Origin of the sequence: Butyrivibrio sp. (genome assembly GCF_017940685.1) — a bacterium.
In the GTDB taxonomy this organism is placed as follows: Bacteria; Bacillota; Clostridia; order Lachnospirales; family Lachnospiraceae; genus Butyrivibrio.
This window is the reverse complement of record NZ_JAGAYD010000215.1, coordinates 1-23599: the sequence shown is the minus strand read 5'-3', so window position 1 is coordinate 23599 and position 23599 is coordinate 1. Positions and strand designations below refer to the sequence as shown.

Sequence of the window (23599 nt, the reverse complement as noted above, 5' to 3'; positions counted from 1 at the left end):
GAATTTAGATAATACTCCCTTTTTCATCCATAAGTATCCAGTCCTTCCAGTAATCATGCATGATATCTGGCTGAACCGGCTGATTATTTCTCATTTTATACGTGCGGATAACAGTCTTGTCCTGTCTCTTATTGAGCCTTGCTCCCCAGAAACTGAAGGTTGAGTTTGCGCAGATATTTCCCTTGCAGTGGCTCATGAGCATAAGATCCTGCACTGAGTTTTTGCCAGTGTTCCAGTCAACTATTGTGTACATTGAAGTGTCCGAGAAGTTTTCCCTGGCATACTCGTGATCGCTGGTAAAAATATAGAAGTGTGTAGACTTATCTTTTACCCTGAAATAATCCATGGCGCCTCTGTAATACTCTTCAGTGGCGATGTTGCCAAGGATTGCTGCATTAGGGGGATCAAGGTAGTCACCCCTTCTTATGTGGACGCTTACGCTAGTCTCGTGCTCCATCTTATCAACAAGAGCCATATTCCTTGTGTGGAGCATCTCGTCTGTATGGGCAGGAAACTCAAACTTCTTGGTAAGCTCATCCATTATGTCGCTGTAGTACTTCTGGCAGGCAAAATATCCTGTGATGTACTTATCTTCCAGGGAAAAGAGCTCTTCGTGGTACATTTTAGATTCTGCAAAAACCTTGGGATTTTCGTGCTGCCAGATACCCAGCTTTTTAAGGCCCTTGCCTGCTGCCTTTTGAAAGACATTTCTCTTAAGAAAATAGTCTCTCTCAGCGTCTGAACACTCCTCAAAATCCACGTTCTTAAAAAGTGAAAGTTCAAAGTCCCTTGGTGCTAACATGATCTTCTGTGTGGACTTATCAAACCAGGACAGGTCAAGCTTAACATCCTTGCCCAAGTCCCGAAGCTTGCAGTATACTGCATATTGCTGCATTTGGTTCCCCAAACCTCCTGCAATCTGAACAATTAACATTTCGTAATCCCCCAATAGATTATTTCCTGTTTTCCATGATCCATTTGTATGAATTTATAAGCGAGTCTGTATCCTCAATCTCCTGTACCGGAAGCACATAGTGGTCTGTGGTTCCAAAAAGGTCTGTTGCAATTCCTCTGCTCTTTACTGAATAGCCAATTACAAGAGTTGGAACGCCGGTGCTGTAGGCCGCAATTGTACTGTGGGTCCTTGCACCAACAAAGAAGCTACAGCAGGAGATGTACCCCTTTAGGACCTCCGCTGAATTGTCCTCTACCATCTGTATCCTGCCTGTATCCTTAAACTCCGCATAAAGCTCCCCAAGTGGCTTTCTGTCGTCAGTGTGTCCCCATATAACGTGAGGTACCAAAAGGATGTCCTTGTCTGTTGTATCAAGAATAAACCTTATGAATTTCCTGTAGCTGTCCCTGACTTTATCCGGGAACTTGGCTCTTTCAAGGACCATTGGACTTAAGTTTATTCCAACAGGTCCTCCTTTTTGTATCTTTTCAGGAACCTGCTTAAGGTCCTTAAGTAGCTCAAAGGCAGGATCCTTTCTCATCTCTAACCTATCCTTGTCGATGCCAGCTCCCACCAGAGCGCCATAGGTGATGGACTCTCTGGCAATTATATGGGTGTAGCTTTTAAGATCATCTACAAGCCTCTGGTTTCCTGATAAGGAATCCGGTTCAATCGAGCATCCCCACAAAACAGTATCAAAGCCCTTTTTCTTAAAGACATTGTGGGCAAGGATAAGATCGTCTATCATCTCAGGGTAGCAGTAATTGTCTCCTCCTATGGAAACAGCCAGGGGGCGAAGCCCCGTCTCCTGAGGTTCATAAGCTGGTACCTCTGTCTCAGCACACATTTCCTCATATACCCTGAAGGCATCTTTAAATCTATATCGCAAAAAAGACTCTCTGTCTCCGGACACTTTTCTGTATCCGTAGTAGATAATATGGTCAAATAAATGTCTGTCTATATGGTTTTCTTCCACTATTGTGCAAAGGCCGCTCTTTTCAATATCGCCAAGCCTGTACTTTCTGTCTTCCCTGGCGCTGTTGGTCACCAGGACAATTGGCATTCTTGAGTCTGCGCCATGATATGCCCTTATCGCATCGATGATCCTGATAAGGCTGTCTGCGATGGCTTCGCAGCCATGGTTACCGGATCCGGCATGCATATACAGAATAATGGGTCTTCCCAGATCAATACTCATGATGTCTTTCATCCCTTCTTGTGTTTGTAGTATAGATCAAGATAGGCTTTAGGACTTAGCCTGAAAAGCATAACCTTGATCTTATAGCCGAAAGAAAGCCCTGCAAAGGCTCCTCTCGTTTTCAGAGCATGGTTTATCTGGTCCCTTGCCTCTGAAACAGCAAGATCTGCAAGCACATCATCCCTCTCATTTTTTCCCAGTACAGCCACCTTGCCAACAACCAAAAGAGCTGTCATTATCTGGCTGCATGAAAGGCTTACAAAGGCATATTCTGACACCTGTTTTCTGTAAGGCAATAGTTTCTTTTCAGCCATCTTCCAGCACACAAACTGGTCCATGTAGCTCTCCTTAAAGGCGCTCCCCATGGCTCCGTCCTGGTTGTCGTTATATATGTAATCTTCCTCAGTTATGCACCTTATTGTATGGTCTTTTTCCTGAGAAAGAGCAAGATCGATCAAAAAGATAAGATCCTCTCCTATAGTGAGATTCTCGTTAAACCTGATATTTCTGTAATTTATGGTATGTCTGTCAAAGAGCTTACCCCATACGTGGGTGTTCTCATTAAGGATCACATTCTCTATATACTGAAAACCGCTTAGTTTCTGCGTGCCCACATACTTATTTGTCTCATCGACAAGAACAGTTCCCTCATCAGCGTACTTGGTCAAATTGTCTATCAGAGTCTCTTGTACCTGATCATCAGCATCCACAAAGACAAGGAACCTTCCGGTTGCTCTCTCTATTCCAAGGTTGCGGGCATGGGATACTCCGTGGTTTTTTCCGTGGATCACCACAATACGCTCATCCCCATACTCATTTTGAAGTTCATCGCAGATGTCGGAGGAACCATCTGTTGAACCATCGTCCACCAGAATAACTTCCATCTCCTTATGCTCAACAAACTTTTGGTTTAAACAAGATAAGACACACGTTTTTAGTGTGTCTTTTGCCTGATAAACAGGAATTATAATACTTGCTATTTTTTCACTACTATCTGTCATTATCTATCAGTATCCTGTCCAGCTTTCTCTGTCCACACCAACTATGTACCACAGGCCATAGTGCTGAGCATAGCTAAGATTCAGCCAGTTTTCTTTATCTTCACAGATGTCGGAGACATATGCCATTGAATATCTGTTGTCCCATTCAGGCCTTAGCATTGGCGCTTCAACATACATCTCATCGCCCTTGGCGATATCTGTAAGGTAGGCGTCTCTTTCATCAAACTCTCTCTTGATCCTTGCAAGATTGGCGCCGTTCTCAATATATGAAAACAAAAACAGCACGGAAAAAACTGTAATGAGGGATGTTGCCACGATCTGCAAAAGGTCCTCTGAAAATCCCTTATTCACCATCCAGCTAAAGCCGTTTGCAATTCCCGTCATAAGAAACAGGCTTGCACAGTAGTAAGTGCGAAGCTGGGAATCAGGAACAGCCACTAGGGCATAACTTGTGACCAAAAATGCAAGGCCAAAAAGCAGCATATTAAAAGCTGCAGGAACAAACTTTTCTTTTGAGCCTGCTCTGTAGATCATAGCTATTGCAATGACCACAAAAACAAGGATCAGCACAAGATAGTTTTCTTTTAATATCAGCGTTACACGAAGAGCTCTTGCTGCAAATGCCAAAAGACCTGTGTGGGCCTCCTCTGCAGCTGCTGCCCTTGACCTGTTTCCTGGAGAAAGAAGTAAAATAGCAAAACCTATAAGGTTGCCGATAAGGCCAGATACCATCCAGGACCTTATAGCCTTGAATTCCTTGCCTTTACGCCACTTAAGGAACATGAGCACCAGCACCATGAAGATCACTCCACCTGACGAGTTCTCATTGCACCATCCAGCCAGCAGCCCAAGGAAAAACATCCCTGCGATAAAGCCAATACTTCCAGGCTTATCCTCTTTATAAGCCCGCTTAAACAAAGTGATATACGCAAACATGATAGCTGCAGTAAAAAGATAGTTGCAGGCTCCGGTTTCCCAAAACACGTTGTTGCTGATAGCAGGGTCAAAGAGCCACAGCAGTATCAAAATGCCAATATATACCCTTATGTCATACTCTTTTTTGAAATCAACGCACTGGTAAATGCAAAGAGAAAGGATAGCAAATACAACTCCCGCCGCAATGTTGAACACGCCCTTATTGCCTATGTATAGAAAGATCCTTAAAAGAAAATGGGCAACGCTCCTTCCTGTGTGGTCCATGTAGTGCTCATATTCCTGGACAAACAGGTCGAAAAAGCTTCCTGCCTCCGCTACCTTGTCGCCATAGATAATATCATCCGACATGTTGGGAGTCAGAAACTCATATACTGTGACCATTATGAAATTTACTAAAACAGCTGCATAGAACAGCTTCTTTCTGAGCTTGTCACTCATTTATCTTCCCCTTAAACAAGTATCCCAGATACACTCCTGCGATCAGAAGGAAGAAGCACCTTCCGATATATCTGGTAACATAGGTTGCCTCGATTATAGTATATACGGACAGCGAAAGGATTATCAACATAGTCCACATATCACGCTTTTTATAGCAGACATAGATAAGAAGTATGATAGCCACTGCAATGAGGGCAGTAGGTATTATTCCATACCAGTAAAAGAGCCTGTTCCAGCCAAGATCAAAATATCCTTCTGCGTTATGTCCCGCAAAAAGATGCCAGTTCCTAAGGATCCCGCCGTGCTCCGGCACCTCGTAGTATAGGTTACTTACGCGGTAATTTATCTTTTCCTCAACCTTCCAGAATAATGACCAGTATGGCTCACTAAGGCCATGACCCACATAAATGATATCACTGAGGTATGCTGCCCATACCGCAAGTCCTATGCAGGTAAATGGAGTAACTATTCCCTCTAAAACGTAAAGCGCCTTAACATCCTTAAGCTTTGGAAATATCCTAATGACCAGTGCCAAAACCAGTGTCATAGCCATTACTACAATTGCTGTCCTTGACCTGGTAAATGCTGCAAAAATAAAAGATATGGCTATAGTAACGCCGTGCATGAGAAGTGAAGCTTTTTCACCATATATCCACAGCCACATAAGAACCAGCACATAGACGCATCCAAACAAAGTATTGGGATGTCCAAAGCCAAGTACCAGTCTGGTCTCGTCGGCAATTCCTCTTCCGTAGTCTGCTACTCTTACTACTTCCCCAAGTATCCTCATTATGGATAAAAGAGCTATCAGGCAAAATCCAGAAAGGCTCACAAAAAAACTGTATTTCATGGCCTTTTTAAGATCTATATCCCTTGCTGCCGCAAGGAAAACCGCAACTCTTAAAAGGTCGTTCTTACCGGACAGTTCATAGCACACAAAGGTAAACCCAAGGAGAATCGCCACCAAAAGCCACTCTTTTTTATCTCTCTTTACAAGAGCCATGGCAACCAGTGTCAAAAGAAATGTCACCCTGAACACATAGCTTTCATAGCCAAAGCTGATCTCACTCTTTTCAAGAATCATGAGAAGAAGCTCTAAAGTAAGCGCAGTATAAAAGAATATATCCTTTATTTTCTTCCTGTTTTCATCTGTTAGTAGTCCACTTAGCATATGGTTATTTGAAGATAATCCTTCTTATCTTGCGAATTGCCTTTCTAAAAAATCTTCCAATGGTGATATCAAATTTATGGTAACACTTTGAAAAAATAGTTATCCTTGGCATTACCAAATGTTCATACTCCGATATGTGGCTGCTTAAATACTGAGGGTAAGTATCGTCTATTTCCACTCTCTCAAACTTAGCATCCCTGCCAAAAATATCCTGTCCAAGCACAAGCCTGTCCATAGTCTCAAGGATTATTTCTCTCTCGTTATATTCCTGATGAGCAGCTGCTTCAACCTTAACTCCTATCCTCTTTACAGGGTTGGTCTCATGATCACCGCCCATGTATCCAAAATGCCAGCCGCCATTTGCTATACGTACTGCATTCTCATCCGTAACAGTACATAGGTCTCGAAGCCTTACTATCCCTTCCTTGGGAATATTGTCTATAGAAGTCACCTTTGTTCCAAGCCACTTTCTATCCTTATCAGCAATATCTGGAAAATCTCTTGTTATTGACAAAAGCTTACCAGATTTTTCCTCCATGTTAAGGAAGCCATAAAAATTGCGCTGGGCAAGATGATACACTTTAGTCTTGTCAAAATTCTTTATGATCCTCTCAAGCTCTACAGGATTTGGTATCTCATCGCAGTCACCAAAGATAACCACGTCATCACTGGTAGCTCCAACTTGCTTTAGTCCTTCTATGAGACGGTTCTTTTGAAAATAATCCCTCTGATGAGTAGTTCCTGTAGTTGGCGAATCATCGACAGTTACATACACTATCTTATCCAGAAATCTTTTAAACCTATCTCTATTTGCTTTAAAGCACAAGTCTTTCTCCTGACCGGAAAATGTCATTGTAGCTTCTTCTATTATGAATTTGTCAACATACTTATCCAGTATATTGAGCCTTAGCTCCAAAATATCCAGTTCATTAAAGAACGGTATGCAATCGTAAACTTTCACTTTCTGATCCTCGCTTTGATAAAAGCTTTTATCCTGCGCTTTGTAAAGTAGCTCATAAACTTATTACGTGGTCTTTTACACAACTGAAGCTTATGAAAAAAGACATCTTCCTCTGATGCCCACTTCGGCAGATCTCCCGTACTATAATCCCTATAAAAAGAATCATCAAAAAGCTCTGTAAGAGTCCTAAAAACCACACTTCTTTTCAAGTCAGACATAACAATTGTCTTTGCTGCAATACAGGTTGTAAGTGTCTTTCTCTCTTTTAGCATCACATCATATTCTGCAGGATGCGTTGCCCATTTTTCTGCGTACTCTTCAAGTTTTCCCCATGCATATTTCTGATTTTGTAAAAACTCCTTATGATACCTTCCTGTAAGTCCCTGATTATCACATCGATAAGAGTAAATAGTCTTATCAAGATATGATATGCTTTTTGCTCTATCAATAAAATGTGCTGTCTGAAGCAGATCCTCTCCGTGGTTTAAAAAAATATCCTCATCCTCTGCAAGTGAGATCAGAGCAAGTTCTTTTTTTACACACTTATTCCAAAGTGGGTTAAGCAGGTCGCCCTGACACATGATGTCAAAAAACAACTTTTTATCTTCTCCCTCATACACCTTGGCTGGCACAAACGGAAAAGTCCTTATGGTCTTACCTGATGAAGACACCCTCTCATAATTGTAAAAAACTATATCAGGCGCTTTTTGCCTGTCAGAGAAACCACTTAGGAACCTGTATAATTCAGGTATCGCTCCGGGACATAATTCATCATCTGCATCAAGAAAAAGAAGCCACTCTCCAGATGCCACTTCCATTCCCAGGCGTCTTGCAGAGTATGCTCCGATCCTGCCTCTATGAAAGGCTGTTACTATTCTGTAAGTAGCTGCATATTCATCACATATTTTTCCGCTATCATCGCTGGAACCATTTTCAACTAAAACAACATCAACATCGACCCCTGATTCATTAGTCTGTCTAAGCACAGAATCCACGGCACTTGCTAGATATTTGGCCCCATTGTGCACTGGAATAATAACTGAAAACTTCATGTGATACCGTGCTCCTTCTTCCACTTATCGGTTTTTCTCCAAAACAAAAGCGGCCGGATTGCCATCTTAAATCTTTTTTTCGGACTATAAAACCTTGGGTAGCCTTCATTCTCGCCCCACCACTTGTGGAACACAAAAGGTTCAATCCCCTTATTTTCTGGCAGCGGATGTTCCCTTCCAAATAAAATAGCAGTTTCCAGACTAGCCCATCTAAGCCCAGCTTCTTCCATGGCATTTTTATGGTAGCAGCACAGGAAAATATCCTCATTATAAAAACCGTCAAACACCTTCTCCCACTTCAAATTGTATTTGGAAGGGTATTCCAACAGTCTTTTTGATCTTAGTGATACGCTGTTACCAACTCTGCAGATCTCGCCTTTGCTATCCCTGTAAGCATAATCATTTTTAGGTAGTGGCCATGGAGATCCTATGTAATCGTAGTTAAGAAATTCGTCTTTCCAGTTCTCTGGATGAATAACAAATCCGTCAGCATGAACTACAAGACAGTAGTCCGTCTTGATATGATCCTTGAGCTCATATACCATCTTGTAGTTAAACTTATCAATACTATCAAGCTTACTGGTATAGCTAAACCTGATATTTTTCGGAAGATACCAGGGCTTTTTATCAGTAACAAGCACAGCATCTCCAAAATCAATATCCCGCATGCTGTACTCCATTGCCCTTACTGTCTCATATACATTTACACTTGTCATAGCCACCAATGTCACTCTTGGCAGCTGTAATTTCTTTTTGTTCATAAAGCTCCACTTTCAGGCTCTGAAGGTTTTTATAATACCCAGTCGCCTCTCAAGAGATCTTATGATCTTCTTTGAATAGAAGATCGCATATAAGCACTTTCTTCTGATCATCTGGCAAAAATATCTTATCTTTCCAGGGCGCTTATTACGTCTTTTATAAAGAGATGAACGTACTTTATACTCTTCAAGCTCTTTCCTGCACTCATCAGCCGAAAAAAGCCTTCCCTTCTTATCCTGATATGTCAAAAAGCTATATATATTCTGTTCTGATGACCAAAATCCATCAGAGATATTATGTCTTGCCCAGTATTTAGGCGCTATAGCCATCTTAAGCTCTGTGCTGGACATAACTGGCATAAGTGCAAAAGATGTATTGCACATGATAAGATACCGGGCATTTTTAATAGTCACGTAATCCTTACCCATATCAAAGTGATGGCACTCATACTCAGGAAGAACTTTTTTAGCTGACTCCTCATCCTCTGTGACCACCATGAATCTCATTTTGGGGTTGATCTTTTTCATGTTTCTGATGGCGTTAAGGTAATATGTTCTGTCAAGGTACAGCTCCGGATGATCAGTGTACTCTCCTCCTCTTATGTTGATAATGCAAAGATCATCCGCTGTGTATTCATAAGACTCTGCCTCTTCTTTTACGTGAAGCCAGTTTCTTATCTGATCCCTATATTTTTCAAAGTACTCCTGAGCCTGCATATTTCCGTAGATAAGAGTTCCATCAGAAACATTTAAAAGGTCCTTATCTGCGCCGCTAATATAACATCCAAGAGACATATCATGCTTAGAATTCCCCATAAACAGGCGCTCTTCCTTTTCATGATATATCGTGTAGTCCTTCATCTCATCCCTAGTGATCTCTTTTCCCATCTCTATGGGATCCATGAAATACAGCCCTTTTTGCGACTGCACTACATTTCCAATCTGTCCTGGATTTACAAATCCAAAATCAAGGCCCTTTTCCAGTGCCAGACATCTTATAGTCAAATAGAAAAAAAGCTGATTCCCCAGTCCGTAGCCCGGGATAAACTCGGTTCCTATCATAGTTCTTTCCTAGGCTCCTCCTTTAGTGTATAACTGCTCTTCCCTCAAGAGTTGTTGGTGTTATGGTCTCATCCTTGACCTCGTAGATAACATCACAGTTCTCAATTGTGTTGAGTCTGTGGGCTATGATAACCATAGTCTTACGGCCATGGAAGCTGTTGATGGCCTCCATTACTGCTGCCTCCGTCTCATTATCAAGAGCGCTTGTAGCCTCATCAAATACCAGGATCTCAGGGTTGTGATAAAGAGCTCTGGCAATACCAATCCTCTGTCTCTGTCCGCCAGAAAGTCTTACGCCTCTGTCGCCGATCTTGGTATCAAGGCCTTCCGGAAGAGTCTTAACAAACTCAGCAAGCTGAGCTTCTTCCATAACTTCCCAGATCCTGTCGTCATCTATCTCTTCTGCGTCAATACCAAAGGCGATGTTCTCTCTTATAGATTCATCAACAAGGTAAATGGACTGAGGAATATAACCTATCTGAGCAAGCCAGGATTCATAGTTGCTAAAGATGTTGTTTCCATCGCACAGGATCTCACCAGACTTAACATGAAGAAGTCCCAAAAGAATATCCACAATTGTGGATTTGCCTGCACCTGAAGGTCCCATAAGTCCTACAGACTGTCCCTTTTTAATGGTCATGTTAGCGCCACTGAATATGTTTACATCAGAATCAGGATAAGCAAAAACAATATCCTTCATCTGGATCTCTTTTTCCAGATGAAGAGCTGGCCCTGCAATAGCAGCTCTTTCTGCACGCATTGCTTTATCAGTCTTCATGGACTCTGTAAGGTTGTTATAAACGAAATCAAGGCTGTACTGATTGTATGCTATCTGTGTAAGGTATGTGTTGATCCTGTTTGCTGATGGCATGATACGAAGTGCTGCCATTCCAAATGCTGTGATCTGTGGAAGCAGTGCAGTAGCATCTCCTCCGCTCAGCAGATAAAACAGCACATACAAAAGAACTACAGCAATAAACACTGTCTCAATAAGGAGCCTTGGGATATTGTTCATTACGATATAGTTTCTATCTATATCAGCTCCAATTTTGCCCTGTTCGTAATAGTTGCGAATGAAAAAGTCCTGTCTGTTGAGCACTTTTACATCCTTAAGGCCATATATAGCCTGAAGTCTCCATTTTGCGATCCTGGACTGGGTTTCCTGATTCCTTCTGCCGATCACGTTGAGCCTTGGTTTTAATATTCTGGTTATGATCAGAGTGAGAATAACAAGAACCAATAAGATAAGTGCAGTCATCTGCCAGTTTACAAACAAAAGAACTATTCCAAGACAGATTGAAACCACAAGTTCTGTAGTAAGTGACAAAATAGACAGCATTAAAGTAAATGTCTTTGGGATATCACTGTCTGTAATTCTGAATACAGTTGGAATATCTGCTCCAAGATAATCCTCATAAGGCCTGTTTAAGAACTCCCTCATAACTCTGCTTATCATGTCGTTTCTGGCACGGGAGATGAACGTATTCTGTTTGTAGACCAAAAACAAAAGATACAGATTTTTGAAAATAAACAAGAATATCAGAAGGATCAAAAGAGCACTTGCAAGCTTAAGATCATTATCCAGTCCCAGCCCTTCTATAAGACTTTTAAGAACCGGATACTTGTCTATCTGCCTGTGAAGAGATTCAGGCTTTAAGATAACTGAAATAACAGGGATCATCATTGATACGCCCAGCGTTTCAACTACACCCCCAATGAGTATAAGGACAGCTAAAAGTACAAGCTGTCCTCTTTGTTTTCTGTCGAATATATAATTAATCTTTTTCAAAAGATCCATTTAAATTGCCACCTTCGTCATTCGCTCAGTATAGATGTCATCCATCTTCCTGTTGTTGATCCATTTTGCTGGAGCGATGACCATTTTCTCCGGAGTATCACCTATCCATGCAGACCACCAGCTAAATGAACTGTTGGCCATGATATGATGCTTGCACCTGCTCATAAGGAGCATGTCTGCTACATCGGTAAACTCTCCCTCCTGGAGCTCTACGTTGATAAAATTATGTCCCTTAAAGTGTTCCTTGCACCACTCCTTATCGTCGGTGAAGATAAAGAACACTGCGTTGGGGTGCTTTTGTCTTACCATGCTGATAGCGTTCTTGTAGTAAGTCTCTGAGCACAGATTGTGGATCTTGATATGCTCTGCGTCAAGATAGTCTGTACGCCTTACATGGATGCTGACGGACTCGCAGCACTCGATCTGCTGAAGAGTAGTCCAGCTGACTGAATCATGCATGATCTCCTGTGGCCTTTTTGAAAAAGTCTCCTGAAGATGCTCTATAACTTCCGGTGAAGTAAAGTACTTCTCAGACTGCCAGTAGCCAACAAGATACGCTTCATCAAGCTCTAGTATCTGTGGATCAAAGATTCCCTCAACCTCAACGATCTCTTTTGTCTTGCGGCCGGTTAACTTACGCCTTATGCGGCTAAAGATGTCCATCTTGGAATCTGTGATAGCTACAACCTCTTCATGAGTTGCCTTCTCATATTCAATTCCAAAGCGGTCTAAAACAGGGATCCTGAGCTTGTCGTGTTCAAATCCCGTAACGTCGTCAATCTTGACCTCTTTACCTCTATGAAGTAGTTCTCTGTAAAGAGCGTACTGGAACATCTGGTTGCCCAGCCCGCCCTTGAGCTGAATAATAATCATAATTCCTCCGAAAAAATCCCCATATATTATACCTTAGTTCCTGTACCAGCACAAATTTATGTGGATTTTGCTCCCGGACCTTCATTTTCATACCAGAGCTGGAACATCAAAATGTACCATATCTGGATCCTGTACTTGCCTCTGTCAGTGAAGTCGCGCCATATCTGTTCTACGACATCAGCATCAAGTATCCCTGCCTGTTCAATCTTCTTTCTGTCAAGAAGATCCTCAGCCCATTCTCTCAGGTCATCTTCCATGAGCCATTTGGATATGGGAATTGAGAAACCTTTCTTTGGTCTTTCCATCATTTCCTTGGGAACATACCTGTAGAGCACGTCCCTAAGGATCCTCTTACCTGTATCACCTTCCTTTAAGTACTCGATCGGCAGTGTCCAGGCAAATTCAACAACGTCCTTATCAAGCATAGGAACCCTGGTTTCCAAAGACACTGCCATGGCTGTCCTGTCCACCTTAACAAGAATGTCATCAGGATGATAAAGGAGCATATCCATCAGCATTACCTCATGATTTACTTCCCCAAGGAAATTAGCAGGAATATCCATGCACTTATAGATGGCTTTGCCCTTCTTTTTTGCGATGTGCTTAAAGATCTCATCTTCCTCGTGTTCAAGCTTGTGAAGCTCATATGGGCTTTTCGCCCCAAGATACAAACCCTTCAGATAAGACACTTCATCCTTTGACAGCGGCGTGTTTGTCACTATCTTGGATGCGACTCTCCTTAGAGGGTAAGGTATCTTTTTTATCTTGTTCCAGACGCGGCTTACTGACTCATAGGATTTATATCCGCAAAAGAGCTCGTCTCCACCGTCACCAGATAGTGACACCGTAACATGCTGCCTTGTCATCTGGCTTACAAGGAATGTAGGGATCTGTGATGAATCCGCAAAGGGTTCTCCAAACATAAAGGAAAGCTTTGGGATCACTTCCTTGGCGTCCTTTTCTGTTATGTATTTTTCTGTGTGCTCTGTCCCAAGGTGGGCTGCAATCTCTTTTGCATAGACTGCCTCGTTGTACTTCTCATCTTCCATTCCAATGGTGAAGGTCTTCACTTTACCTGGAGAGATGGCCTGCATCAGGGATACAACAGTAGAGCTGTCTATTCCCGCTGACAGGAAGGCTCCCAAAGGTACATCTGCGATCATCTGGCCTTTGATGGACTCTTTTAAAAGTCTTTCAAGTTCAAGGGATGCTTCTTCAAAAGAGCCTTTAAAGCGGTTACTTTGTCCCCTTTTGGCAACTTCCTTCATGGACCAGTAGGTTATCTTTTTTGTTGTCAGGCTTTTGACATCAACGATAAGTATCTTACCTGGCTCAAGCTTGTAGATATCCTTGTAAATAGAATAAGGAGCAGGAATATAACCGTCCTCAAAGTAAATATCAAGTACGTCACTATTTATCTCATTGTCAAAGCCGTCAATCTGAGGAAGGCACCCAATATCTGATGCGAAAGCAAAAGCGCCAGCAACTGTGCCATAGTACAAAGGCTTTTCGCCAACTCTGTCCCTGGCAAGAGTTACTGTCTCAGAATCCTTGTCATAAACTGCAAGAGCAAACATTCCCTTGCACATGGAAAGAGCTGTACCGGCGCCATATCTCTCTATGGCCTCAAGTAGTATCTCTGTATCAGAGGTACTTCTAAACTTAAGACTCTCTCCAAAATCCTTGATCAGTTTTTCCTTGATGGTGCCAGCGTTATAGATCTCTCCGTTGTAGACCATCACTGACTTTTTGCTGGCGGACACAAAGGGCTGGGCTCCGTTTTTTGAAAGGTCCACAATAGCAAGTCGCCTGTGTCCCAGAGCCACTTTGTTTCCTTCGTCTATATAACTTCCACCATCATCGGGGCCACGGTGAAACATCCTGTCGTTCATCTTTTTTATGACAGCATGCTGATCACCCTTATAGCCTATAAGTCCAGCTATTCCACACATAGTTATGAACCCATTACTCTCTCAAAGTATTCTTTCCACATTCCATTTACAACATCAGGAGATAGTCTCTCCTGAAGCTTAGTTGCGTTATTTCCTAACAGTTCTCTGTAAGAATCGTCTTCTATGAGACGCTTTATAGCTTCAGCAATGGCCTTCTTGTCCCCAACTGGCACAAGGATCCCATTTTCGCCATTCCTTATAAGATCTCTTGGACCGCCGCAGGGGCAGTCTGTTGAGATGCAGGCAAGCCCTAAAGACATGGACTCAATGAGAGAATTGGGCATTCCCTCATGGTCTGAAGCCAGGATAAATATCATGGCCTTTTCTATATGCTCAGCAACATGCGTCACATTGCCTTTAAAGATCACCCTATCTTCCACTCCCAGAGAAACCGAAAGCCTTTGGAGCTTTGCTCTCTCCGGACCATCTCCGTAAAAGATCAGCTTAAAATCCTTGTGATCATTTTCAGTAGCTTCCTTAAAGGCCTCCATGACCATTGCATGGTTCTTGTTGAAATGGAGCCTTGCCACCATGACTATGCTCTTTTCCCTCTCTCCAATATATCTCTTTCTCATAAATGAGGGATTGATGGAGTTTGGCAAAATGGTGCATTTCTTTTGTATGAAAGATGGGAACCTGTCCCTGGCTCCATTTGACTGGACAACTATTCCTGCTGCCCTTCCAAAGGTAGCCAGCATGGCTGCTCTCATACTCTTTGAGCCGTACTCTATATCAGGATCAGCTCTGCAGGATACCACAACCTTATAGCCATCTCTTGTGGCAGTGGACAGCGCCATTATATTATTCTTGCCACTAAAGCTAAGAATGAGGTCCGGATCTATCTTCTTCCAGACCTGTCGCAGTTTACTGTGGCGGAGCCTGAAGTTTGTAATGCGGTCCTTTTGTTCTGACTTAAGGAGAGCTGAAAAGACTCTCTCTATTCCGCCAGCTTCGCCGCCTTTTGGGTCAACCCATGCAGGATTTTCATCCATGTCCATGACAAGCTCTGCGCCGTCTGCCCCTGCAGGAACTCTTTTCCAGGCTGCATGTCTTACGTCGTGCTCCTCTACAGCCAGGTAGGTGGTTACAAGAGTCACCTTATAGCCCTCTTCAAAAAAGTAGTCCGCCAGGTTACACATAACCCTTTCCGCGCCACCCTTTTGAAGGGAGCCAATATACATGGCAATATGCTTTTTTCCATCAAAGCGAGTTGTAGTCATAGTTCTCCAAAAGCTTATAAAGTCCGTCAAAGAAGCTATCAAGGTTATCTGTGGTTATACGTAGATTCCACTTATCTGCGCTTATTCCGCCGTTTTCAATTGCAGCGATTTCTGATTCTATAAGGTCATTTATCTCAGGGCTGTAGTGAGCCACATCACGATAGTTTTCAAGATCACTTGTAACATCAAGCTGATAGGCAAAGCTGTAAACGTGGATGTTGTCGCACTCAAGCATAGCAGCTGCAGATATCTTAATGAGCTCTAAGTATTTAGAAAGCTCCCCTTCTTCCCTAAGTCCGCCCCAGTAGGCCATGGAATATGGCGGGAAGAAATAAATAAAGGTAGTCTCCGGATGCTCTTTTGCAAGTGAAACGATGTTCTGGTCCACGTTTGCATACGTCATCAGTATCTCATCATTTGTTGCCTCAAAGGTCTCTACTGGCTCTCCAAAGCTCTTTCCGTTTCTGCCATCTAAAGCTGAATCCCTTGAATAATCGTTCTCATCTCCGGTGTAGCTGTATTCATCAAAGGATGTAACACCGGGTTCTGCTCCCATGAAGTACTTGGCAATTGCAGGAAGAGTATAGCTTACAATAACATCACGGTTTAAGAGGTACTTAACATCATCAAAGATATTTTTATTGGTGAGCCATACAGGGTATTCACCCATGTCCATCCTCATCTCATCCTTATCCCTAAGGAGCAGTGAATAGTCGATGGGTCTGAACACGTACTTAAGTGCATGTCCGGTTTCATAGGCGACTCTTATGTTGTCATTGATCTCCTTGTAGGTTGCACCTGCATAGATGATCTTCACAGAGTCAGTGCCAAAAAGCTCATCAAACTGCGATGTTTTAAAGTTCTCAGCCATGGATGTTCCAGTTACCATGGCATCGTATTCAAAGTTTTTGGTAATGCCATCGTTCTGGGATCTCTGATCATAGAGCTTGTAGAAAAAGAAGTCCCTTGGAGCCCTGTAGTGGAAGAAAGGATCCACATAAGCCACCACGCTTCCCACAAGCACCAAAGCAGCCATAAACAGTATTAAAAAAGTTCCAAACCATTTCTTACCGGTCATAGTCATCTCTTTTATCAGAAGTTAAAATACAGGAAGGTTGATATCCTGCTAAGAGAAAGAACAGATGCAACCAGGATCAGCAGCGTGAACGCCATGGACCACCAGTTTCTCTTATACTCTCTCTCATAGTTATTCTTAAAGCAAAGGCATATGATAAATGCCAGTGCCATCACGCCATACAGGCTAAGCTTTAATACAACATCATCGGCGTTTGGAACTCCAAGAGCTTCAAACACATAGGTAAGCTTGGGGATCCTGAAGCAGTCAAGAAGCTCTGACCTGGTGTCATAGTAATGAACTCCAAGCCTTTTTAATATGCTTATCCACTGGGATACAGAATCAGCCCTGAAAAGGAGCCACGCCACGTTAACAAAGGCAAAGGTCACTGCCCACTCTATGGCTTTTATAACGCCGGTGAAAAGAAATCCGAGCTTGCCTCTACCTGCCACTTCCATTATCTTCCTGTTAAAGCCACTTGTCACTTTGTTAAAGCACTGCCCAAGCCCGTGAATGATACCCCACAGGATAAATGTCCAGTTGGCACCGTGCCAGATACCGCTCACTAAAAAGACGATCATTATATTTATATAGGTCCTGACCTTCCCCTTCCTGTTGCCACCAAGGGGGATGTAGATGTACTGGGTAAGAAACCTTGTGAGGGTCATGTGCCATCTCTTCCAGAAATCTGCAATGGACAGGGCCTTGTAGGGCGAGTTAAAGTTCATTGGGATGTTGAAATTGAACATGCACCCAAGTCCCGTTGCCATGTCGCTGTAGCCGCTAAAGTCAAAGTAAATCTGGAAGGTATAAGAGAGCATCACGATGATGATCTCATAGAATCTAAGGGCGTCCTCACCAACAAAGATATTTGCATGATCAAATCCCCAGGTAACCGCTGCCCCGAAAGTGTCTGCGATCAGGACTTTCTTGGCAAGGCCCCTTGAAAAGAGCATTATGCCCTTGGAGAGATTATCAAAATCGACTTTTCTTTTTCTCTCATCACGAAACTGTGGGATAAGCTCAGAGTGAAGGACTATGGGACCAGCAACCAGCTGGGGGAAATACGCCACAAAAAGGGCATATTCAAGAAACGAATACCCTTTGGTCTCACCCCTGTAGGAGTCCACAATAAAGGAAATCTGCTGGAAGGTAAAAAAACTGATCCCTAAAGGAAGAACTATGTCCTTAAGCACAAAGTCGCTTCCAAAGACCGCGTTGATATTGGAGATAAAAAAGTCGTAGTACTTAAAATAGAAAATCAGGGATACGTTAAATAATATCCCAAGTACTAAAAGCCCCTTCTTCCTGCCCTCCCTATCACCCACTTTTTCCATGGCCCTTGAGAGCAGGAAATTAACGGTGATACTGCTGCAGATAACAAGCAGGTAGCTTGCATTAAAGTAGCCATAAAACCACAGGGACATCAGTAGCAAAAAAGCCTGCGACAGCTTCTTTTTCCCCAGGCTGTTAAGCCCAAAGTAAAAGACTACAGTCAGAGGGAGAAAGCACAGTATAAAGATAAAGGAATTAAACTGCATCTGCTAAGTTCCTCACTCCATATAGTAGTTGTACCACTGCTGGAAGGCAAAGAATGACCAGGCAACCTTACTAAAGTTAGCTCCGGTTGCAGGACCACCATCGCCCTTTACAACATAGTCGTTAATAAATCTGCTGACAAAGTTAACATCAAATATTCCCTGCTTTTTAAGGTATGAGCTCTCGGAATAATCCAAAAGAGCCTCCTTTAATGGTCCTCTCATCCAGTTATCAAGAGGAACCCCAAAGCCGGTCTTGGGTCTGTCAAGCATTTCTCTTGGAATATAGTCATAGGCAATATCCTTAAGGATATGCTTCTTGTCTCCATGGTAATACTTGAATTTGTGGGGAATCCTGAATGAATACTCCATTACCTCTTTATCAAGGATCGGGCATCTGTTCTCTAAAGAGTACTTCATGGATGCCCTGTCCATCTTGACTAAGATGTCATCAGGAAGGTATGTGTCCATATCAAGGAGCATTCTCCTTACCTGGAAGTTACCCACTCCATAGAGAGACTCTGTGGGATACAGAACCGGTGCTTCATTTATTCCTAGGTTAAAATCTGTATTTAGATACTCCATAGCTGATACAGGCATATCAAGCTCTTGCCTTCCTGATATAAAAGCGTGGGAGCTTCTTACATAGCCCTCGGAAACAAGCTGGGTCTTGGTCTCAGGGTCTCTGTTTCCTGCCACAACCCTTACCCTGAAGGGCATCTTATCAAGAAGTTTTCCGCTTCCAAACGGGATCTGGCCTATGCCATTAACGATAGCACCTGGGATGTCCAGCATCTGGGCCTGCCATACATTGTCGTAAACATTGTAGCCGCAAAAGAACTCATCGCCCCCATCACCTGAAAGGGCAACTGTGACATCTTTTTTCGCAAGCTTGCTGACAAGCATTGAAGGTATCTGTGAGCTGTCTGCAAAAGGCTCATCATAATACTGAGGGATGCTGTTTACAAGATCAAACATCTCTCTTTCAGAAATATAGATTTCTGTGTGGTCAGTGCCAAGGTACTCTGATACCTTTTTGGCATGCTCAGCTTCGTTGAACTGTGGCACATCAAAACCAATACTAAAGGTCTTGACCGGTTCGTTAGAAAACTCCTGGGCCATAGCTGTCACAAGGGATGAGTCATAGCCTCCTGAAAGGAATGTTCCAAGAGGTACATCTGCGATCATTCTTGATACTACTGCCTTCTGAAGTCTTGCTTTTAAACCTTCCTTGGCTTCTTCGTAGCTTCCAACCTTATCCCTAGACATCTCCTGGTAAACCTTTTTAATATCCCAGTATTTCCACTTCTTGAGGTTTCCGCTATTGAACTTAAGTATTCCACCAGCCTCCAGCTTGTACACATCTGTAAAGATGGTTTCCGGAGCTGCAATATACTGATTGTAGAGATATCTTGGTATGATCTGGCGTCTTATCTCGCCCTTAAAGCCAGGACACTTCATGATAGGCTTAAGCTCAGAAGCAAACACAATGTTTTCTCCATCGAGCCAGTAGTACAGAGGCTTCTTGCCTATCCTGTCCCTTATAAGATAAACATCTCCTGTTTCCCTGTCGAAGATAGCCATGGCGAACATTCCATTGATGTGATCCACCATGTCAATGCCCCACTTAAGGTATGCTGCAATGATAACCTCAGTGTCACAGCTTGACTTAAAAGGGTAGTCTGTTAGCTCCTCTTTAAGCTCAAGGAAATTGTAAATCTCGCCGTTATAGACTATTGATACTCTTCCATTGTGGGAGTGCATAGGCTGATGCCCCAAGGGAGATAAGTCAAGTATCGCAAGTCTCCTCTGGGCAAAACCTATACGGTAGCCACCTGTGCCTTCATAGATCTCAACTCCGCTGTCATCAGGGCCTCTGTGATACATAGTGTCGTTCATGATCCGAAGCTCTTCTGAAGATATATCTCGTTTTGAAAAAAAGCCGCTTATTCCGCACATAGTTTATTTACTGGTAACCTCTTCAAGGTAGTCTTTCCACTGTTTGTAGATTGCCTCCATGCTGGCAACATCTTCTATCTTTCTGGCATTTTCTGAAAAGCGCTTTGAAAGCTCCTTATCTTCTATAAGCCTGTTCATCCTGTCAGTAAGGGCATCCTCATCCCCAACCGGAATAAGGAATCCATTTTCGCCATCGCGGATAACCGCTCTTGGCCCGCCGCATGGGCAGTCTGTTGATACCACAGGCATTCCCATGGCCATTGCCTCCAAAAGAGAATTGGGCATTCCTTCATAGTCCGAAGAATATGCGTATATCTCTCCCTTTGGTATCTCTTTTTCAAGGTCGCTGCTGGCGCCCATTAAAAGAACATAGCTTTCCGCATTGTTATCACGGATGAGTTTCTCTAAGATCTCTTTTGTTCCGTCTCCGGAATCAGGACCAAAGATCTTAAGAACATAATCCGGATGTTTTTCATGAACCTTTAAAAACGCCCTTACAAGCATTGGCTGATTTTTAAAATCCACAAGCCTTGCGTGATGCATAACTGCTTTTTCCCTGACCTTTGGAAGTGGATTTCCAAAGTACTTGGGATTTATGGGGTTCATGATGATACGGGAATTATCCTGCAGATATGGCTTAAACCAGTCCTTCTGCTCCTTAGTCTGATAAACACAGCCGGCAGCCTTTGGAAACAGCCATTTTATCTGAACAGTATCTGAAAATGCATCATAGTAGCCAACAGGGTTGATCCTTATGGATATCACCACAGGGACATTGCTATTACCTGCTGCCATCAGAGCCCTGTAGTTACATCTGTGAGCAAAGGCCACAAGGACATCGGGCTTATACTCTTTGACAAAGCTCTTTAAGTATTTCACCCTGATAAGGAATTTAACTATCCTGTTTTTCTTTTCGTCCTCTTCTTTAAGTCCCACATGGATCCTTTTTACCTTTGGATCAAGGGTAAACTCATTATTCCCGTACTCCTCTGTTGCCACATAGACGTTAAAGCCATCCTGTGCAAACCTGTTTGCAAGATTTGCCACTACTCGCTCTGCGCCGCCCTGGGCAAGGCTGCTTACGTGAAATGCTATTGTCTTCATAGGCTTTCAAAAATCCTGATCAAATTCTCTTTATACTGCTCCGGTGAAAAGAGTCCTGCTCTTTCATAGGCTCTTTTCGCATAATCCGAAAGCACCTCTTTATCTGCCATTATGCTCTCAATCTCTTTAGAGAGCATCTCTTCCTCTTTTGTGATAAAGTCCGGATCAAAGTTTTCTGTTTCATCTACATTTGGAACTAGTATACCATAATCGCCGCGAACAGGCTCTGTTATGCTATTTAGCCCCTGCTTGTCAGAAAGGGACTTATACTCTTTATCTGATAATAGGATTTCCCTTGGTCCGGTCTTACAATCCGTTGAAATGACAGGCTTTTGAAGGGCCATAGCTTCCAGAACAGCGTTGGGAAATCCCTCATGGTTACTGGGGCACACATAAAGATCTGAGGCTATAACATATGGGAACGGGTTGGGCTTAGCTCCCATAAAGGCCACCTTGTCTGAGATTTTATAGGCTTCAACAAGTTTTTTGTAATTAGTCCATGGGCCATCTCCCAGGATAAGGAGACGGAGCCTGTCGTTATTTTTCGAAGCCAGGTAAAAGGCCTTAACAAGATGCCAGGTGCCCTTCTGATAGTCATCTCTTCCCATGCAGGAAATGACCTGTACATCTCCTTGAAACGGGAAGTCAGTTACAGGCTCTTTTGCCTTATTCTCAAGTTCCTTAATATCAACAGGGTTGTATATACAAAGGCTCTTATCATAACCAAAATTCTCTGAAAGCTGCCTTACAATATCCTTGGAGCAGGACAATACACAGGTAGACTTTTTTGTAAAGAGCTTTATCTGAGATGGATTTTCAAGATCAACCTGACCTCTTAGTCCTGTCAAAAGAACTTCTCCCACGCCCGAAAGAGAATTGACATAATTGGCAGATGATCCAAAGCTGTAAGAATAGTCAATGTGAAGGTCCTTTTTGATCCTGCGGACCTTACCTATTCTCTTTATAAGGTTTACAACTTTATTAACCTTGCCATCCCTTGCTGGCACATCAATGTCTATCACATCAAGACCAGATACATCGTAGTGCATGTCCTTTTTTGTAAACAAAAGAATATGGACATTGTAGACGTCCTGCAAAAGTCTTGCTGTTTTGACACAGACTCTCTCAAATCCGCCCTGATGCAGCATAGGAACTATCAGCATGAGATTTTTCTTTTCCAAAGAACCCATTAAAAATGTCCTCTCTCATAGAAGTAGGCCATCATCTTGGCCTGGGACTTAACATCAAAACCTGCAGCCTTTAGCTTGCCAAGTATGTAGTCACTGCTCTGGGCCCTGTCACCAATTGAATACTCAATGGCTCTGTGGTGATGGCTGGGAGCTGCTTCAGGGATGTTTAAGGCTTCAAATCCTGTGCCATTATCCAGCATATCAATGTCAGGAGCATCCTCTTGTTCAAATACGCTCTCACGCCTTTCGCCTGCTATCTTGGTGAAGGTCTCATTGACCTTGATCTCCTCCATAAGTGCATCCGGCTGATAATCTTCCCTGAGCATCAGATCATCTAAGATCTTTCTTGCCCAGTCGCGGGGCTGGGAAGTTATGCTGCGAACAGATACAAGCTCGGTTACGCAAACCTCTTTGGTGATGGTGTCAGATACAAGACACTGAAGTCCTGCTGCCTGAGCCTCCACAACGCTTCCAGGAAGTCCTTCATATCTTGAAGGGAAGCAGAAGTAATCCATTGCCTGGTAGTAGTCGCTGGCATTGGACTTATTTCCTGCAAAGATGCACCTGTCTTTGATGTGAAGCTTGTCAGAGAGCTTCATCATCTCCTCCATCAAAGGTCCTCTTCCAAGCATTAAAAGCTTGATCTTCATACCATGCATCATGCTGTACTGGTTGAGGTCGTCATTATCAAGGAGCCTGCATACCTGTGCAAAGACATTCAGCAAAAACTCGTGATTTTTAGCATATCTAAAGCTGCCAACATGACCGATGACTATGGCGTTTGATACGCCAAGCTCCTGCCTGATGGCATTTCTCTTTTCCTCGTTGTAGGCAAAGCGCTTAAGGTCAATGGCATTGGGGATTATCCTGACCTTTCCTGCGTCCATAAGCTCTTTTCCAAAAACTGAAAGCCCGGCTTCACTTGAGCAGGCGAAATTGTAATCAGTTATGCCTTCCTTGTGAAGAGGACTGCGCAAAAACTTTGTGGCAAAGCCCTTGATACCGTTGTCTACGCCGGCGCTTCTTGAGTGAGCGATACATACTGGTATTCCTGCTTTTTTCGCAATAGGAAGATAAATTGACGCAGTGCTTGTCATGTGGCCCTGGACAACCTTCCACTCATTGGGATGAGTATCAAAAAAGCGCTTAATTGCAGTTCTGTACTCAACGATATTGGTACCTGTAAACTTGGGAAGACAGAATATCCTGCCCCCTAATTTATGTACGCTATTATCAAAATAGTCCGGCTCTCGAACTGCCATCAGTTCATCAGAAGTCGGACTCTTCTTTCCTGTTTTTTCAGGTGAATAGTGGACAAGGAAATCAAACTGTATCTTGTCCCTGTCCATATTCCTATA

At 43.0% G+C, this 23599-nt stretch carries 19 protein-coding genes; all 19 read right to left on the bottom strand.

The genetic code is table 11. The annotated features are described in order from the left end of the window. Nucleotides 1-4 precede the first annotated feature (4 nt). Nucleotides 5-895 (bottom strand): alpha-1,2-fucosyltransferase, encoded by an 891-nt coding sequence (locus J6I68_RS13155; protein WP_292220989.1) that lies wholly within the window; start codon nucleotides 893-895, stop codon nucleotides 5-7. Nucleotides 896-953: 58 nt separating this feature from the next. Next, nucleotides 954-2153 (bottom strand): polysaccharide pyruvyl transferase family protein, encoded by a 1200-nt coding sequence (locus J6I68_RS13150; protein WP_292220988.1) that lies wholly within the window; start codon nucleotides 2151-2153, stop codon nucleotides 954-956. Nucleotides 2154-2161: 8 nt separating this feature from the next. Beyond that, the gene (locus J6I68_RS13145) at nucleotides 2162-3154 is read right to left on the bottom strand and encodes a glycosyltransferase family 2 protein (RefSeq protein ID WP_292220987.1); all 993 of its coding nucleotides are present in this window, start codon (nucleotides 3152-3154) and stop codon (nucleotides 2162-2164) included. Between the two features lie 6 nt (nucleotides 3155-3160). After that, nucleotides 3161-4528: a DUF3329 domain-containing protein gene (locus J6I68_RS13140; RefSeq protein ID WP_292220986.1), complete on the bottom strand. Its 1368-nt coding sequence runs from the start codon at nucleotides 4526-4528 to the stop codon at nucleotides 3161-3163. After that, nucleotides 4521-5612 carry a hypothetical protein gene (locus tag J6I68_RS13135; protein ID WP_292220985.1) on the bottom strand — a complete coding sequence of 364 codons (1092 nt, stop codon included), beginning with the start codon at nucleotides 5610-5612 and terminating at the stop codon, nucleotides 4521-4523. The genes J6I68_RS13140 and J6I68_RS13135 overlap by 8 nt, the downstream gene beginning before the upstream one ends. 91 nt (nucleotides 5613-5703) lie before the next feature. After that, on the bottom strand, nucleotides 5704-6660 hold the full coding sequence (locus J6I68_RS13130; RefSeq protein WP_292220984.1) for a glycosyl transferase GT17 family protein: 957 nt from the start codon (nucleotides 6658-6660) through the stop codon (nucleotides 5704-5706). Further along, nucleotides 6657-7712, bottom strand: a complete 1056-nt coding sequence (locus J6I68_RS13125) for a glycosyltransferase family 2 protein (protein ID WP_292220983.1) — start codon at nucleotides 7710-7712, stop codon at nucleotides 6657-6659. Before J6I68_RS13125 ends, J6I68_RS13130 begins: the two co-directional genes overlap by 4 nt. Continuing rightward, complete coding sequence (locus tag J6I68_RS13120; protein ID WP_292220982.1) at nucleotides 7709-8473, bottom strand: DUF5672 family protein; 765 nt, start codon at nucleotides 8471-8473, stop codon at nucleotides 7709-7711. The genes J6I68_RS13125 and J6I68_RS13120 overlap by 4 nt, the downstream gene beginning before the upstream one ends. A 12-nt stretch (nucleotides 8474-8485) precedes the next feature. After that, nucleotides 8486-9532 carry a glycosyl transferase gene (locus J6I68_RS13115; RefSeq protein ID WP_292220980.1) on the bottom strand — a complete coding sequence of 349 codons (1047 nt, stop codon included), beginning with the start codon at nucleotides 9530-9532 and terminating at the stop codon, nucleotides 8486-8488. A gap of 22 nt (nucleotides 9533-9554) precedes the next feature. Next, on the bottom strand, nucleotides 9555-11330 hold the full coding sequence (locus J6I68_RS13110) for an ABC transporter ATP-binding protein (RefSeq protein WP_292220979.1): 1776 nt from the start codon (nucleotides 11328-11330) through the stop codon (nucleotides 9555-9557). Further along, entirely contained in the window at nucleotides 11331-12203 is an 873-nt protein-coding gene (locus J6I68_RS13105; protein ID WP_292220978.1) for an alpha-1,2-fucosyltransferase, read from the bottom strand. A gap of 56 nt (nucleotides 12204-12259) precedes the next feature. Then, nucleotides 12260-14155, bottom strand: coding sequence for an asparagine synthase (glutamine-hydrolyzing) (gene asnB, locus J6I68_RS13100; protein WP_292220976.1), 1896 nt, complete (start codon nucleotides 14153-14155; stop codon nucleotides 12260-12262). Between the two features lie 2 nt (nucleotides 14156-14157). Continuing rightward, the gene (locus tag J6I68_RS13095) at nucleotides 14158-15375 is read right to left on the bottom strand and encodes a glycosyltransferase (RefSeq protein WP_292220974.1); all 1218 of its coding nucleotides are present in this window, start codon (nucleotides 15373-15375) and stop codon (nucleotides 14158-14160) included. Further along, a complete protein-coding gene (locus tag J6I68_RS13090) occupies nucleotides 15356-16453 on the bottom strand; it encodes a hypothetical protein (RefSeq protein ID WP_292220972.1) in 1098 nt (365 codons plus the stop codon). The genes J6I68_RS13095 and J6I68_RS13090 overlap by 20 nt, the downstream gene beginning before the upstream one ends. 14 nt (nucleotides 16454-16467) lie before the next feature. Next, nucleotides 16468-17991 (bottom strand): MBOAT family O-acyltransferase, encoded by a 1524-nt coding sequence (locus J6I68_RS13085; RefSeq protein WP_292220970.1) that lies wholly within the window; start codon nucleotides 17989-17991, stop codon nucleotides 16468-16470. 12 nt (nucleotides 17992-18003) lie between these two features. Beyond that, entirely contained in the window at nucleotides 18004-19947 is a 1944-nt protein-coding gene (gene asnB / locus J6I68_RS13080; RefSeq protein WP_292220968.1) for an asparagine synthase (glutamine-hydrolyzing), read from the bottom strand. Between the two features lie 3 nt (nucleotides 19948-19950). Beyond that, complete coding sequence (locus J6I68_RS13075; protein ID WP_292220967.1) at nucleotides 19951-21051, bottom strand: glycosyltransferase; 1101 nt, start codon at nucleotides 21049-21051, stop codon at nucleotides 19951-19953. Next, the gene (locus J6I68_RS13070) at nucleotides 21048-22241 is read right to left on the bottom strand and encodes a glycosyltransferase (RefSeq protein ID WP_292220965.1); all 1194 of its coding nucleotides are present in this window, start codon (nucleotides 22239-22241) and stop codon (nucleotides 21048-21050) included. Before J6I68_RS13070 ends, J6I68_RS13075 begins: the two co-directional genes overlap by 4 nt. Then, on the bottom strand, nucleotides 22241-23599 hold a 1359-nt coding region (locus J6I68_RS13065), incomplete at its 5' end, for a glycosyltransferase (protein WP_292220963.1). The genes J6I68_RS13070 and J6I68_RS13065, both read right to left, overlap by 1 nt.

What these genes read in the sequence shown, in the direction of transcription:
- J6I68_RS13155 (WP_292220989.1), bottom strand. Translation starts at nt 895, where the DNA reads ATGCAGCAATATGCAGTATACTGCAAGCTTCGGGACTTGGGCAAGGAT.
- J6I68_RS13150 (WP_292220988.1), bottom strand. Translation starts at nt 2,153, where the DNA reads ATGAGTATTGATCTGGGAAGACCCATTATTCTGTATATGCATGCCGGA.
- J6I68_RS13145 (WP_292220987.1), bottom strand. Translation starts at nt 3,154, where the DNA reads ATGACAGATAGTAGTGAAAAAATAGCAAGTATTATAATTCCTGTTTAT.
- J6I68_RS13140 (WP_292220986.1), bottom strand. Translation starts at nt 4,528, where the DNA reads ATGAGTGACAAGCTCAGAAAGAAGCTGTTCTATGCAGCTGTTTTAGTA.
- J6I68_RS13135 (WP_292220985.1), bottom strand. Translation starts at nt 5,612, where the DNA reads ATGATTCTTGAAAAGAGTGAGATCAGCTTTGGCTATGAAAGCTATGTG.
- J6I68_RS13125 (WP_292220983.1), bottom strand. Translation starts at nt 7,712, where the DNA reads ATGAAGTTTTCAGTTATTATTCCAGTGCACAATGGGGCCAAATATCTA.
- J6I68_RS13120 (WP_292220982.1), bottom strand. Translation starts at nt 8,473, where the DNA reads ATGAACAAAAAGAAATTACAGCTGCCAAGAGTGACATTGGTGGCTATG.
- J6I68_RS13115 (WP_292220980.1), bottom strand. Translation starts at nt 9,532, where the DNA reads ATGATAGGAACCGAGTTTATCCCGGGCTACGGACTGGGGAATCAGCTT.
- J6I68_RS13110 (WP_292220979.1), bottom strand. Translation starts at nt 11,330, where the DNA reads ATGGATCTTTTGAAAAAGATTAATTATATATTCGACAGAAAACAAAGA.
- J6I68_RS13105 (WP_292220978.1), bottom strand. Translation starts at nt 12,203, where the DNA reads ATGATTATTATTCAGCTCAAGGGCGGGCTGGGCAACCAGATGTTCCAG.
- asnB (WP_292220976.1), bottom strand. Translation starts at nt 14,155, where the DNA reads ATGTGTGGAATAGCTGGACTTATAGGCTATAAGGGTGATCAGCATGCT.
- J6I68_RS13095 (WP_292220974.1), bottom strand. Translation starts at nt 15,375, where the DNA reads ATGACTACAACTCGCTTTGATGGAAAAAAGCATATTGCCATGTATATT.
- J6I68_RS13090 (WP_292220972.1), bottom strand. Translation starts at nt 16,453, where the DNA reads ATGACCGGTAAGAAATGGTTTGGAACTTTTTTAATACTGTTTATGGCT.
- J6I68_RS13085 (WP_292220970.1), bottom strand. Translation starts at nt 17,991, where the DNA reads ATGCAGTTTAATTCCTTTATCTTTATACTGTGCTTTCTCCCTCTGACT.
- asnB (WP_292220968.1), bottom strand. Translation starts at nt 19,947, where the DNA reads ATGTGCGGAATAAGCGGCTTTTTTTCAAAACGAGATATATCTTCAGAA.
- J6I68_RS13075 (WP_292220967.1), bottom strand. Translation starts at nt 21,051, where the DNA reads ATGAAGACAATAGCATTTCACGTAAGCAGCCTTGCCCAGGGCGGCGCA.
- J6I68_RS13070 (WP_292220965.1), bottom strand. Translation starts at nt 22,241, where the DNA reads ATGGGTTCTTTGGAAAAGAAAAATCTCATGCTGATAGTTCCTATGCTG.